The organism is Tundrisphaera lichenicola, from assembly GCF_051175385.1.
Classification (GTDB): Bacteria; Planctomycetota; Planctomycetia; order Isosphaerales; family Isosphaeraceae; genus Tundrisphaera; species Tundrisphaera lichenicola.
Window position 1 is genome coordinate 315446 of the sequence record NZ_CP195106.1, and the last position, 12311, is coordinate 327756.

Annotated in this window: 11 protein-coding genes; 8 read left to right on the top strand and 3 right to left on the bottom strand. The window is 67.6% G+C overall.

What is annotated here, in order from left to right; all coding sequences use genetic code 11:
- Positions 1 to 206 precede the first annotated feature (206 nt).
- Genes P12x_RS01305 through P12x_RS01325 form a run of 5 tightly spaced genes read left to right on the top strand, consistent with a single transcriptional unit; the run spans position 207 to position 6049 of the window.
- Complete coding sequence (locus P12x_RS01305) at positions 207 to 1115, top strand: DUF1559 domain-containing protein (RefSeq protein WP_435009015.1); 909 nt, start codon at positions 207 to 209, stop codon at positions 1113 to 1115.
- A gap of 8 nt (positions 1116 to 1123) precedes the next feature.
- Complete coding sequence (locus tag P12x_RS01310; RefSeq protein ID WP_435009016.1) at positions 1124 to 1579, top strand: hypothetical protein; 456 nt, start codon at positions 1124 to 1126, stop codon at positions 1577 to 1579.
- Positions 1579 to 3147: a DUF1549 domain-containing protein gene (locus P12x_RS01315; RefSeq protein ID WP_435009017.1), complete on the top strand. Its 1569-nt coding sequence runs from the start codon at positions 1579 to 1581 to the stop codon at positions 3145 to 3147. Before P12x_RS01310 ends, P12x_RS01315 begins: the two co-directional genes overlap by 1 nt.
- Before the next feature lie 35 nt (positions 3148 to 3182).
- Positions 3183 to 4472: a DUF1501 domain-containing protein gene (locus P12x_RS01320; RefSeq protein ID WP_435009018.1), complete on the top strand. Its 1290-nt coding sequence runs from the start codon at positions 3183 to 3185 to the stop codon at positions 4470 to 4472.
- On the top strand, positions 4469 to 6049 hold the full coding sequence (locus P12x_RS01325) for an EF-hand domain-containing protein (RefSeq protein ID WP_435009019.1): 1581 nt from the start codon (positions 4469 to 4471) through the stop codon (positions 6047 to 6049). Before P12x_RS01320 ends, P12x_RS01325 begins: the two co-directional genes overlap by 4 nt.
- Before the next feature lie 133 nt (positions 6050 to 6182).
- Here P12x_RS01325 and P12x_RS01330 read toward each other — a convergent pair whose 3' ends face one another.
- Entirely contained in the window at positions 6183 to 6773 is a 591-nt protein-coding gene (locus P12x_RS01330; RefSeq protein ID WP_435009020.1) for an RNA polymerase sigma factor, read from the bottom strand.
- A 253-nt stretch (positions 6774 to 7026) separates the two neighbouring features.
- Between P12x_RS01330 and P12x_RS01335 the strand changes: the two genes are divergently transcribed.
- The 3 genes from P12x_RS01335 to P12x_RS01345 all read left to right on the top strand — a co-directional run bounded on the left by P12x_RS01335 (position 7027) and on the right by P12x_RS01345 (position 9493).
- On the top strand, positions 7027 to 7482 hold the full coding sequence (locus tag P12x_RS01335) for a hypothetical protein (RefSeq protein WP_435009021.1): 456 nt from the start codon (positions 7027 to 7029) through the stop codon (positions 7480 to 7482).
- 161 nt (positions 7483 to 7643) lie between these two features.
- Positions 7644 to 8087, top strand: coding sequence for a DMT family transporter (locus tag P12x_RS01340; protein WP_435009022.1), 444 nt, complete (start codon positions 7644 to 7646; stop codon positions 8085 to 8087).
- 209 nt (positions 8088 to 8296) lie between these two features.
- Positions 8297 to 9493 carry an alpha/beta fold hydrolase gene (locus tag P12x_RS01345; RefSeq protein WP_435009023.1) on the top strand — a complete coding sequence of 399 codons (1197 nt, stop codon included), beginning with the start codon at positions 8297 to 8299 and terminating at the stop codon, positions 9491 to 9493.
- A gap of 243 nt (positions 9494 to 9736) precedes the next feature.
- Here the strand turns inward: P12x_RS01345 and P12x_RS01350 are convergent, their stop codons facing one another.
- On the bottom strand, positions 9737 to 10171 hold the full coding sequence (locus tag P12x_RS01350; protein ID WP_435009024.1) for a hypothetical protein: 435 nt from the start codon (positions 10169 to 10171) through the stop codon (positions 9737 to 9739).
- 366 nt (positions 10172 to 10537) lie between these two features.
- The gene (gene ltrA / locus P12x_RS01355) at positions 10538 to 11863 is read right to left on the bottom strand and encodes a group II intron reverse transcriptase/maturase (protein WP_435007633.1); all 1326 of its coding nucleotides are present in this window, start codon (positions 11861 to 11863) and stop codon (positions 10538 to 10540) included.
- Positions 11864 to 12311: the final 448 nt, after the last annotated feature.

Sequence of the window (12311 nt, forward strand, 5' to 3'; positions counted from 1 at the left end):
AGAGTGGCGAAGTTTGCTCCATCATCGAATCCTGGCGACATCGTCATTCAATTTGCATAAATTTCTGGCATGATTTGGGTTGTGTGTAGAAAATCGGAACGGTGTACCCGTGGTCCTGCATTTGCGTGGTGCCGCCGGTCGCGAGGCAGGCACCGCCCGTCTCGGTAAGACCTCGATCGCCCTTCCAGCCGAAGGATCCTCATCCCATGACCCGACCTCGCAACGATGGTCGGCCCCGACCTCGGGGCTTCTCGCTGATCGAACTGCTGATCGTCATCTCCATCATCGGGGTGCTGATCGCGTTGCTGCTGCCGGCGGTCCAGCAATCGAGGGCGGCGGCCGCCCGCGCCCAGTGCCAGAATAATCTCAAGCAGATCGGCATCGCGATCCACAATTTCGAGAACGCGAGGGGCGGACTGCCCCCGATCGGCGGCTCGCCCACCGATCATAGCTGGACGACGCTGATCCTGCCGTATCTCGAGCAGCGTGGGCTCGAAGACGCCTACGATTACGGCCATTACTGGTACGATCCGGTCAATTCGACCGCCGTGATGACCCGGATGAGCGTGATGATGTGCCCGTCCGATCCCGTCGCCGGGAACATGATCGAGGGCGCCGTGGGCGCGGTGCCCTTCAAGGCGGCCGCTTGCGACTACTTCGCGATCACCGGCGTCAACCCGTCGATGAACTGGACCAACCCCAACAACGACATCACCGGCGCGTTCGGCATCGGCTTCGTGAAGTCCTTCGCGCACATCCTCGACGGCACCTCGAACACCGTGATGGTCTCGGAGATGAGCGGCCGGCCGTTCGCCTACGTCACGGGGTCGAAGCTCAACTCGGCTCTGGCGGCGTCGACCGGAGGGGCCGGGGCGTGGGCCCACAATAATACCCACAAGCTGATGAGCTACACCGTCGACGGCGGCGTCAAGGGGGGGCCGTGCGGGGTCAACTGCTCGAGCCGCAACAGCATCTACAGCTTCCACCAGGAAGGTGCGCATGGCCTGTTCGTGGACGGGTCGGTCCGACTCCTCCGGGCCAAGCTCGACGCCAACATCGCCTTCTCGCTGGGCACGGCCGCCGGCGGCGAATTGCTCTCGGCCACGGACTACTGAGGTCGACCATGATCATTCCCGGTGCCGGGCTCGCTCGTCTCGGATCCGATCGTCGGGCGATCTGGCCGATCCTCCTGGTCGCCCTCTCCTCGATCTCGTGCTCGTCGGAGGACGCGCCGTCGGTCTATCCCGTGGAGGGGAGGGTCCTCTTTCGGGGGAAGGCGGCCGAGGGAGCCCAGGTGTACCTGCACCCCCGGGATATCCAGCTTCCCGGGTCCGCCCGGCCGAATGGCGTGGTCGAGCCCGACGGCTCGTTCCGGATCAGCACATTCCGCGAATTCGACGGGGCCCCGCCGGGATCGTACGGCGTTAGCCTGGTCTGGCTCTCGGATTCGGTCCAGGAGGACGGGGAGGACGCGGGACCGGATCGGCTCCGGGGTCGATATCGCGAGCCGGCCAGGAACCCGTGGACGGTGGTGGTCGCGCCCGGCCCCAACATCATCGAACCCCTGGAGCTGAACTGATGGTCGGAGCCTCGAAGGCGTCCGAGAGGGATTGGATCGGGCGTACGGCGCGGATCGCCTGGCTCGCTGCGGCTTGCCCGGCCCTCCTGGTGATCCATCGCCCGGCCGCGGCGGGCGACGAACTCCCGGGTCGGATCGATCGGCGGATCGAGGCGTCGTGCGAGACGGCCGGACTTGCCCTGGCCGGGCCCGCGGACGATGCCACGTTCCTCCGACGGGCCTCGCTCGACCTGATCGGCCGGATCCCCACGCCCGCCGAGGTGAGGGCGTTCCTCGAGTCCGAGGCCCCGGACCGCCGGCTTCGGCTGGTTGCCGGACTTGTCGGGTCGCCCGCCCACGCCCGGCAATCGGCCGGATTCTGGCGGAGGGCCTGGGTCCCGCAGGCCGACTCGGATGCGATGAGGCACGTCGCCGACGAGCTCGACGAATGGCTCGCCTCGCGGCTTGGCCGCCGCGACCGGATCGACGCGATCGTCCGCGATCTCCTCGGTGCCGGGCAACGCCCCGTGGTGGGCGCCGTCCTTCGGGACGAGGAAGCCCCCGCCGGATTCCTCCTCGCGAACGAGTCCAAGGCCGAGAACCTCGCGGGCAGCACGGCCCGGGCGTTCCTCGGCGTCAACCTCGCCTGCGCCCAGTGCCACGACCACCCGTTCGCCCCCTGGTCGCGCGACCAGTTCTGGGAACTGGCCGCCTTCTTCGCCAAGCCCGGGGCGGCCCCCGGCCTGTCGACCCCGTCCGCTCTCATCGGGGACCCGGTCCGCCGGGTCGTCGCCCGGCCTCCCGACGGTGCCGAGCTGGCCTGGCCCGGCGTCCTCGACGAGGCGACCGGCCGGAAGGTGCTCGCCGGATGGCTGACCGACCCGTCCAACCCCTGGTTCGCCCGCCAGGTCGTCAACGAGCTATGGTCCCAGTTCTTCGGCCTCGGGTTGGTCGAGTCGTTCGACGACCCGACGGCCGACAACCCCCCGGCGAATCTCGCCCTCCTCGACGAGCTGGCGGGCGAGTTCGCGGCCTCCGGCTTCGATCTCGAACGGCTCACCACGGCGATCGTCATGAGCCGGGCGTACCAGCGAGAGGCCGTCCCGCCGGCGGATCCGGCGGGATCGCGGCGGATCTTCGCGTCGGCCTCCCCCCGCCTCCTCTCGGGCGAGCAGCTCTTCGACAGCGTGCGGACCGCGGCCGGGTTCGCCTCACCCCGCGAGGGGAGCGATGCCGACCGGGTCCGCCAGGACCGGCGTCGTTTCGCCCTGGCGTTCCAGGTGGCCAGGCCGACCTCGGAGGGCCGCTCGCTGCTCCAGGCCCTGACCCTCATGAATGGCGCCCTCATCGAGGAGGCGACCACTCCGGGACGGACCCCGGTCCTCGTGGCCGCCGAGTCCCCCTTCTTCGACACGGCCGACCGGGTCCAGGGCCTGTTCCTGGCGACGCTCGGACGGCCGGCTCGCGATGCCGAGCTGGCCCCGCTGGTCGCTCACCTCGACCGGGCTAATGCGGGACGCGAGGCCTCGACGCTGGCGGACATCCTCTGGGCCTTGCTCAACAGCAGCGAATTCAGCACCAATCATTGAATCCAGCGGGGGCGGCAGCCCCGAGGAGAAGGGCCATGGAACTCCACGTCGAACTGACCCGTCGAGGGTGGCTGCGGGCGTTGACAACGGGTGCGGTCGGCGCCAGCTCTTCGGGGTGGCTCGGGCGGCTCGCCGCCGCCTCGACCCCGGAGCGTCGCCGGCCGAAGTCCGTCATCCTGCTCTGGCTGGCCGGCGGGCCGTCGACGATCGACCTCTGGGACCTCAAGCCCGGCCACGCCAACGGCGGCCCGTTCCGGGAGATCGCCACCGCGACCCCGGGCGTCCGGGTCTCCGAGCACCTGCCGAGGCTGGCCCGCTGGACCGACTCGATGGCGATCGTCCGCTCGATGGCCAGCCGCGAGGGGGATCACGGGCGGGCCACTCGCTACTTGCAGACCGGCTACCTGCCGGGCGCAGGGATCGACTATCCGCCGCTCGGCTCCCTCGTCGCCCGCGAGAACGGCCGGGCCGAGGCCGACCTGCCCCATTTCGTGAGCATCGCGCCGAACAGGACCCTGCTCGATCCGGGCGGCGGGTTCCTGGGGCCGCATTACGCGCCACTGGCGGTCGGCCGGGACGCTTCCTCGGCCGAAGAGTTGAAGGTCCCCGACCTCCATCGCCCGGATCGGATCGGCGACGCGGACCAGGCCGGCCGCCTCGGGCTCCTGGAGCGGTTCGAGATGGGACGGGAGCCCTGGCGAGGAGCCCCGGTCGTCGACGGCCTGCACGCCGCCTCGGCCCGCGCCTTGCGATTGATGAGGCCCGTGGCCCAGGCCGCGTTCCGGCTCGATGACGAGGCCGTCGGGACCCGAGAGGCGTACGGCCCGGGCGTGTTCGGCCAGGGGTGCTTGCTCGCCCGGCGGCTCGTGGAACGGGGCGTCCCGTTCGTGGAGGTGACCCTGGGAGGCTGGGATACCCACTACGACAATTTCGAGCGAGTCGCGACCCTCTCCGGGATCCTCGATCTCGCCTTCTCAGCGCTCCTGCGGGACCTCAGCGACCGAGGGTTGCTCGATTCGACGCTGGTCGTCTGCCAGGGGGAGTTCGGGCGGACGCCGAAGATCAACGGCACCACGGGCCGAGACCACTGGCCGCAGTCCTGGGCCGTCGCGATGGCCGGCGGGGGCGTGCGAGGGGGGCAGGCCGTCGGCGAGACGAGCCCGGACGGCACCGAGATCATCGAGGGGCGGGCCTCCGTCCCCGACCTGATTGCCACGGTCTGCAAGGCCGTCGACATCGAGCCCAGGAAGCAGAACGACTCCAACGTCGGCCGACCGATCCGCATCGCCGATCCGGCCGCCCGGGAGATAGCGGGGATCCTATGAGATCGCGAGAATTGGTTTTCCTGACGATCCTGATGCTATCGGCATCCTCGGCCGCGCGGGCCGACGATCCGCATCCCGAGGCCGGGGCGCTCGACCTGGTCCTCCAGGCCGAGGGCCGGACCGCCCTCATTCGGCTCCGGATCGCGACCGGCGGGGTGCCCGTGCCGGCGCTCTGGGATGAGACCTTCGCCGCCCTCTTCCGGGCCGCCGACCGCGACGGCGACGGCTCCCTGGACGACGTCGAGATCGGGAAGCTTCCCGGCGCGTTCGCCCTCCGACAAGGCCCCCCCTTCCTCAATCCGGGAATCCCTCCCTCCCGGGCGGCGCTCGTTCTGGATCGCGACGGTCGCGTGGACCTCGGGGTCGTCGCCGATTATTACCGCCGAGAGGGGCTCGGCGGCCCCATCCTCGGCCTCGGCCGCCCCTCCGCATCCGCCACCTTGTCGGAAGCCCTGCTCCTGCGGATCGACCAGGATGCGAACGGCCGGCTCGACGTCGAGGAGGCGAAGGGCTTCGTGCCCGCCCTGCTCGCCCTCGACGGCAACGGCGACGAACTCGTCAGCCCTGACGAACTCGCCAGGCACCTCCCGTACCCGGGCTCCACCGGCTCGGAGTACCTCGCCGCTCCCTCGGCGGGGCGCGAGCCGATCGGGGTCGAGGCCGCCTCGCCGCTCCTCCCCTTGCCGATCCGACGGGCCGATCGTCACTGGGCCGCGATCCTCCTGGATCGCGGGGATCTCGACGGGGATCACCGCCTGGATGTCGTCGAGTCCGGCCTGACTGCCCCGACGTTCAATCGTCTCGACCGGTCCGGGGATCGCCTCCTGGACGCCGACGAGCTCGCGGCCTGGCCGACGCTGCCTCCCGAGATCCTCCGGGACCTGACGATCGACGAGGCGGCGGCCGACCGATTCGACGTCGAGATCGGCCGGGTCCGGCTCTCCTTCCGGGCCGCCGAGGGGGGCCTGCTGGACTGGGTCGAGGCCGCGAGAACTCGCCTGCTGACCCAGTTCGCCGAGGCCGACGCGGACCGAGATCGTCAGGTCGAGGACCGGGAGGCCGTCGCCCCCGCCCTCGCCGAGATCCGACGACTCCTGCCCCTGGCCGACCGGGACAACGACGGTAAACTTGGTCTGGAAGAACTCGACGCCTGGTTGGACCTCCAGCGGCAGTTCGCCCGAGGCCATGTTACCCTCATCGTGCTCGACCACGGCTCCGGGCTCTTCGAGTCGCTCGACGCCGATCTCGACGGCGTGCTCTCGGCCCGCGAGATCACGGGAGGCCCGGCCCGCCTGCGGGATTCCGGCGTGATCGCCGAGGACGGCCGGATCGACCTCGATGCGTTGCCGCGTCACCTGGTCATCACGGCGAGCCGGGGCCGGCCGAAGTCGCCATATCGCCCGAGGCGTCCCGGCCCGGCCTGGTTCCTCGCGATGGACCGGAACGGCGACGGCGACGTGTCCGGCCGCGAGTTCAATGGCCCTTCCTCCGCCTTCAAGTCCCTCGACCTCGACGGCGATGGACTCCTCGACGCCGAGGAATCCTCCAGACCGCTCCGCTCGCCCGGGCCGAGATGAGCCCTTCCCGGACCACGTTGTGGAACCCTCCGGGCCACCCGACCCCCGGAGGTGGGCCGGGTAGCCCGGTCCCGACCTTCCCCCCCGCGCTCCCGCCGTCCTGGCCCGGGAGGGCGGTCGGACACCGAGCCCGCTATTCGACCCTCTCGCGGACTTCCTGCTTGAGCCTGCGCAAGACCCGACTCTTGGACTGGCGGACGGACGCCACGCTGACGCCGAGATCGTCGGCGATGGCCGCGGTGTCGTGCCCCTCGATGGTCGCCCTCCAGAAGGCGTCCCAGGTCTTCGACTCGAACTCGGATCGGACCCGATCCATGGCCCGGTGGCAGACGCCGAAGTGTTCGCGCCGTTCGCCCGCGTCGTCGTCCGGAGCGGGAGGCGGTCCGCAGAGGGCCTGGACGGCCAGGGTACCGCCGGCGGCTTCCTCCGGCCTTCGCCTCCGTCGACGGTGCCAGTCGAGGATCTTGTTCCGGGTCACGCCCCGGAGCCAGCCGCGGAAGGTGTCCCCCTCGCGGTTGCGGCGGAACCCGTCGATGCCGGCGGAAATGGCCTGGAAGACCTCCTGCATCACGTCGTCGTCATCCGGGTATCGCACGCCGCCCCGGCGGCACCAGTATCGGAGCAACGGGCCGTAGAGGGCGACCAACCGACCCCAGGCGTCCTGCTCGTTGGCGCGGACCAGGGCGAGCAGGGTTGTCGAAGTGACGTCCTCATCCGGTCTCATCGTGGCAGCTCCCGCCGAGGTCGGCCGAACCGTCGTCAGAAAGCCCCCGTGGAGCCCGAGGTTCCCCGTCCTCAGACAAGGCGACCTGGAGCAAATACCATGCCTCCATTCGATGCTCCAGCCATCGTCGCGATCCCGGAGATCGTGTCACGCCCCGGGCGATCAGGAAGAGGGAAGGCGGATGGTCCTGGCCGATGGTCCGGCCGAAGGAGTCCCCACCCCTCGACCCGCCCCGATGGACGGAGATATTCGAATGCGCCGTGCCCTTATCGTACTCGCCACGCTCGTGGCTGCCGGCCTCCCCGCCCTGGCCGGTGATGTGATCAAACTCAAGGCGACCGCCAGCGAGACCTCGTTCATCCCGATCGACTTCGATGGGAGATATCTCACGGCAATCACCGCCGGCTCGGGGCACAGCAGCTCCCTCGGCGCCATCCAGTACGTGGCCCCCCACCTCTTCGACTTCGGTACCGGGATTTACACGTCCTTCATGGTGATCACGGCGGCCAACGGGGACGAACTTTATGCCGAGACCCTGGGGCATTTCAACCCGCTCGATACCTCGGCGGATGCCCAATCGACCTATACCATACTCGGCGGGACCGGCCGCTTCCGGGGGGCCTCCGGCTCGGGGGATATCTTCCGGACGGATCTCGGGGCGACCATCATCGTCGAGGGGACCATCTCCACCGTCGGCTCCCGCAAGTAAGCGAGCCGTCGGGGTCCGGCCTCCTCAGGCCCGAGCCCAGGAATCCCCGGCTAGACCCGGCTTGCTCCCGGAATCCTGAAAGCATAGCCTGGTCCGGCGGCCCGGCGCGACTCGGGGCGCGGGCGACTTTCCTGTCAACCATCGGGACCGGGGCTTCGAGGATGATCTGGGTTTATGCGGGGCTGGCCCTGCTCTCGGGTGCCGCCCTGTCGGTGCAAGTCGGCTTGAATAACGGTCTTCGCGAGCGGATGGGGCACCCGGTCCACGCGGCCCTGGTCTCGTTCGGGATCGGGTCGCTGGCCTTGATGGCCTACGCCCTGGCCCTCCGGCCCGGCTTGCCCCGGGCGTCGGAGCTGGCCCGAGGGCCCTGGTGGATCTGGCTCGGGGGGATCGTCGGGGCCTGCTACGTGATGGCCGCCGTCACCTTCTCGAACAAGCTGGGGGCCGCGGGCTGGCTCGGCGTGGTGGTCGCCGGCCAGATCCTGACCTCGGTCCTGCTCGACCACTTCGGCCTGGTCGGCTTCACCGCCCACCCGGCCAGCTCCTGGCGCATCTTCGGCGTGGCCCTGCTCCTGGCAGGCGCGGCGATTGTCCTCCGATCTTGATCGGAGGCCGGGACGGCAGGTCCCCTGGGCCTTCGGCTTTTCGGTCAACCCCGCCCGTCGATCGGCCGATAAGCTTCGCATTCCCCTGGATCGGGCGATCGAGTAAGATCCCGCCCGATCCCGCGTTCCGGCTCCAGGAGGGGGCCGGGGACGAGGTGGAAAGCGGTAGGTTTGCAAGACGGCTGAAACGAGGAAGGATTCCTCGCCCCATGCTCGATAGTTCGTGGTGTCGATCGCCGCTCCCCGCTCTGGCGCTGGCCCTGGCGCTGCTGGCTCCCGGGTGCGCCTCGATGCGCCGGCATGCTCCCTCGCCCGATCTCCGCCCGAGCGACGGGGGGTTCGCCCCGACCCGGGACGGGTGGATGCTGGGGATCCGCCACATCCGCCCGGCCGTTCCCGACCCGTCCAAGCTCCCGGTGGTCCTCTGCCACGGGCTGGGCCTGAACGGGACCTTCTGGACGATCACCGATGACCACCTGCCGGGCCAGCTTGCGGCTCGGGGGTACGAGGTCTTCGTGGTCGACATGAGGGGCTCGGGGGCGAGCTTTCGTGTCGGGCTGCCGGGGAAGATCAACGGGATCTTGCGCCAGACCCCGATCCGGGACGTGGGCGGTCGCGACTGGAACGTCGACGACCAGGCCAAGTACGACGTCCCGGCGATCCTCGACTATGTCCGCCAGGAGACCGGGAGCGACCGGGTCAACTGGATCGGCCACAGCCTGGGCGGGATGCTGATGTTCCCGTTCCTGGAACTCTCGCCCGAGGCCCACCGGATCGCCAACTTCGTCGACATGGGGGGCGTGGCGATCGTCGTCGACACCCCCGACGTCCAGAAGATGCGCCGGGCCGACAAGATGCTCCGCGTCCTCTCGCTCGGGCTGAGCACCGGCCGGCTGGGACGACCGATGACGTATGGTCGGCTCCCGGCGATGGAGGGGATCGACCGGTTCTACTTCACGGCGGCCAACGTCGACAAGCGGACCGTCTCGCGGTTCTATGGCTACACCCTGGAGGACCCGGGGGCCGGGGCCTTGAAGCAGCTCGACCCCTACCTGCACCACGGCCGGATGCTCTCGGCCGACCGTTCGATCGACTACGCGTCCGGGCTCGGCCAGATCACCACGCCGACCCTGATGGTCGCCGGCGAGGGGGACATCATGGCCGATATCCCGTCCTCGACCCTGACCTTCAACGCCCTGGGGAGCCCCGACAAGACCCTCATGCGGTTCGGCCGGATCGATGGCCAGATCGACGACTACGGCCACTGCGACCTCGTCTGGAGTCGCCACGCCCCCCGGGAGGTCTTCCCGCCGCTGATGGACTGGCTCGACCGCCGGCAGCCCGGAGTGGTCACCACTCGCCAGAGCATCCCCTCGCCCCAGCACGCGACGGGGCAGGGGGGCTGAGCGGGAGCCGGGATTCGACAAATCCACCCCGAGAATATTCACGGGGCAATTTGTTCTGTTCTGGTTGAGCCTTGGCAGAACCGGCGAGGAGCGGCGCGAGGGAAACCAAGATCCGATCTGACCCCATCGTTCGCCGCTGTTTTCCCTCAAACCAGCATGTCCCCATTTCCATTTCCGGACCTGAAAAGCGATCGAAGAACCAAAAACCAAGTCTGACCCCTAGGGCCTTTCGAGAATTCACCTTTATTCTTGAACCAATAATAATAGTGCGCCGGATGCACAGTGTACCCGAACACCTTTTAGCCAAGGGGCTTTCTTACGGAACCCATCCCAGACATGCTTCACCGTGAACTTGGTCTCTGCTGGCTGTCCCGGCCCTGCCGGGACAGCCAGTACAAACAGGTCTTGGATGCCGTCTTCCGGTGGCGACTTGTAAACGCCCGGAACTATCCTGGGATTTTGGGGAAGACCCTTAGGGTCGATGGCTGTCACAGTGACGATCAAACTTGGTGGGTCGTTTTGCTTGACGATACAGTCGGCACTAATGATGTCTTCCACAATTTGAGTGCCGCCGGAACTTTTTTGTTGCCTACCCTGGGCGAAACAGATGCCAGCAAGGAAGCACGCTAATGCCACGCTAGCGAATGCTGCGAACCAATTTTTTTGGATCATACTCATGATAATCTTCTCTCCACAATCACTTGTATGCTGTGGTAATCCTCGACTCGAGGTCCTCGAGTTCGTCCGCACCTTCATGCAATACGGTGACCTTTCCCAAAATCATGACTTTACTTTTGGGACCTGTTAGCCTAACGAAACTCATGATGATGATGAGCGTCCCGAGGCTGATGGTTCGGTGAGTCAGAAAAGGTGTCCGAATCTACCCCTCTCGCGTCAATAACTAAACGCAGGAGAGCAGTTAAACTGAATAACTGTACGGAGGCGTGGGGGTCCAGGGACGCAGGGCCGGGTCGCCCGGGGAGATTGCTCTCCCCGGGCTCCCACAGATCCGGACTGGCCCTTCAAGGCATCCGGCTCGTCATCTCATGACTTCGCTGCGTGGCTCATCAGGCTATGGACCACTCGCGCACGCGGGAGTGGGTAACGCTTCTCCAGGCGAACGAAGTCGAACCACGATAGTGGCCCTCCTCGACGGCGACGCGAGAGCCATTGCCGCCAGATCCGACGCGAGCCCTCCAGGAACACCTGGAGGCTGAAGTAGTTCCCCGTAATCCCGTAATACCCAAAATGTCCGTGCAGCTTCTGCTTGAGGGTCCGGTGTTGTTCCTCGATCGCCTCGTGCCGGTTGGCCCGGCACCAGGCCGATAACGCTTGCAACGCCCGCCTGAGTCGGCTCTTCGCCGTCTGACGCTTGATCACCCATCCTCCGGCTTGGGTCCGGCCCCAGTAATGGGTGAAACCCAGGAAGTCGAATGTCCGGGGCTCGGTTCGTCCCCGATCCTCGGTGTCGGAGTCGTCCGGCTCGGGCGGTTCGAACCGCACCAGTCGGGTCTTCTCCGGGTGGACCGTCAGTCCGTACTTGCTCATCCGCTTGGGCAAGACCTCCATGATCCGCCGGGCGTCGTCTTCTCGGGCCAGCCCGATCACGAAGTCGTCCGCATAACGGGTCAGGAACGCCTCTCCTTTCAGGCGAGGACGAACCTCCTTCTCGAACCATTCGTCGAGCACGTAGTGCAGGACGATATTGGCCAGCAGGGGGCTGATCACGCCGCCTTGAGGGGTGCCGGCCTCGGGGGTCGTGACGGCCCCGTCCTCCAGCACGCCCGCGTTGAGCCATTTGCCGATCAGTCGCAAGATCACACCGTCGCGCACCCGACGCCTGAGGAACTCCCGCAAATGGCCGTGGTCGATCGAGTCGAAGAACCTCCGAAGATCGACATCCACGATCCAGCAACATCCCAGGTTCATCGCCCGTTTCCAGAGCGAATCCAAAGCCCCGTGAGCACCGCGTCCGGGTCGGAATCCGTGCGAGACCTCCAGGAAGTCCGCCTCGTACACCGGTTCCAGCACCATCAGCACCGCGCGTTGGAGGAGCTTGTCCTCGAACGTCGGTATCCCCAAGGGGCGAGTCTCGCCGGGCGAGCCCGCCTTGGGAATATGCACACGTCGCACCGGCGGGGCCACGTACGTGCCGGACTTGGCGCGGTCGAGGAGGGCCTGAAGGTTGCCCATCAGGTTGGCCTCGTAATCGGCCGCTGTCTGTCCGTCCACGCCGACCGCCCCGTCCTTGCGGGTCTGGAGATACGCCATCAGAAGCCAGTCGATGTCGATGTGATGCGCCAGGTTGGTGAACGCCATGTCCGGGGCGTCCCTGGCGAGTTCCGCGATCCGTTGTCGTTTCGTGGACACGGTCTCAGGGCTCGGCGTCCCTGTCATGTTTCCCTCCAACGGTTCATGAGACGGCGTCTCCTTCCCTCCCCGGGGTCCCTCGGGACGGTTCCCCCGGCTCGACGGTACTACGAGACGCTCCGACTCCCCGCCGCCCGTCTCGCCGCACTTCGTTTCCTTCGCTTGGCGATACCATCGTCGTGTCCCGTGATTCGTCCCCAGCGGCCCGGCACACGAGGCCGTGGATCATCCTGGAGTTGGTAAGCCGGGTCTCCCACCGGCAGGTCGATGGAGACGGCGGGGTCTCCCAAGTTCCCGGGGAACCCTGGTGACCATTCGCCCTGTTCTCCGACCCCGGCGTGACCGGACAGGCTCTGCGGGACCAAGGGTTAGCCTGCCCGACGCGGCCCCCGCGTCTGACAAGGACGAGGGCTCGACGCGACGAAATTTCGGGGCTCAATCGCACGGC

What these genes read in the sequence shown, in the direction of transcription:
- P12x_RS01305 (WP_435009015.1), top strand. Translation starts at nt 207, where the DNA reads ATGACCCGACCTCGCAACGATGGTCGGCCCCGACCTCGGGGCTTCTCG.
- P12x_RS01310 (WP_435009016.1), top strand. Translation starts at nt 1,124, where the DNA reads ATGATCATTCCCGGTGCCGGGCTCGCTCGTCTCGGATCCGATCGTCGG.
- P12x_RS01315 (WP_435009017.1), top strand. Translation starts at nt 1,579, where the DNA reads ATGGTCGGAGCCTCGAAGGCGTCCGAGAGGGATTGGATCGGGCGTACG.
- P12x_RS01320 (WP_435009018.1), top strand. Translation starts at nt 3,183, where the DNA reads ATGGAACTCCACGTCGAACTGACCCGTCGAGGGTGGCTGCGGGCGTTG.
- P12x_RS01325 (WP_435009019.1), top strand. Translation starts at nt 4,469, where the DNA reads ATGAGATCGCGAGAATTGGTTTTCCTGACGATCCTGATGCTATCGGCA.
- P12x_RS01330 (WP_435009020.1), bottom strand. Translation starts at nt 6,773, where the DNA reads ATGAGACCGGATGAGGACGTCACTTCGACAACCCTGCTCGCCCTGGTC.
- P12x_RS01335 (WP_435009021.1), top strand. Translation starts at nt 7,027, where the DNA reads ATGCGCCGTGCCCTTATCGTACTCGCCACGCTCGTGGCTGCCGGCCTC.
- P12x_RS01340 (WP_435009022.1), top strand. Translation starts at nt 7,644, where the DNA reads ATGATCTGGGTTTATGCGGGGCTGGCCCTGCTCTCGGGTGCCGCCCTG.
- P12x_RS01345 (WP_435009023.1), top strand. Translation starts at nt 8,297, where the DNA reads ATGCTCGATAGTTCGTGGTGTCGATCGCCGCTCCCCGCTCTGGCGCTG.
- P12x_RS01350 (WP_435009024.1), bottom strand. Translation starts at nt 10,171, where the DNA reads ATGAGTATGATCCAAAAAAATTGGTTCGCAGCATTCGCTAGCGTGGCA.